The sequence below is a fragment of the Paracoccus acridae genome, assembly GCF_014642735.1.
In the GTDB taxonomy this organism is placed as follows: domain Bacteria; phylum Pseudomonadota; class Alphaproteobacteria; order Rhodobacterales; family Rhodobacteraceae; genus Paracoccus; species Paracoccus acridae.
In genome coordinates this window covers 1-512 of the sequence record NZ_BMIV01000101.1, presented here as the reverse complement: position 1 = coordinate 512, position 512 = coordinate 1, and the positions used below count along the sequence as shown (strand labels likewise).

Below are 512 nucleotides of genomic sequence, written 5' to 3'. Positions count from 1 at the left end.
TAACCGATGGCGCTGTGCAGGCGCGTCTTGTTATACCAGTCGACCCATTTTAGGGTTTCCCATTCGACCTGACCGACGGACTTCCAGGGTCCGAGGAACTTGATGACCTCGGTCTTGAACAGACCAATGATGCTTTCCGCGAGGGCATTGTCATAGGAGTCCCCGACGCTGCCGACCGAGGTGTCGATGCCTGCCTCAGCCAGCCGTTCGGTATATCGGATCGACAGGTATTGGCTGCCTCGATCACTATGATGGATCAGCTTGTCAGTCTCGGATGGGGTCCTCTGGCAGATAGCCTGGTTCAAAGCATCCAACACGAAACCAGTCGTCATCGAGCTCGAGACGCGCCAGCCGACGATCTTCCGGGCGAAGACGTCGATGACGAAGGCGACATAGACCATGCCCTGCCAGCTTGAGACATAGGTGAAATCGCTGACCCATAGCTGGTTTGGCATGTCCGCGACGAAGGCCCGGTTCACCTTGTCGTCTGGGCAAGGCTGAGCCGCATCGGG

The 512-nt window shown here is 57.6% G+C and carries 1 protein-coding gene; it reads right to left on the bottom strand.

The window, feature by feature from the left end; translation table 11 throughout:
* On the bottom strand, positions 1 to 512 hold a 512-nt coding region (locus IEX25_RS20000), incomplete at both ends, for an IS3 family transposase (RefSeq protein ID WP_188717486.1).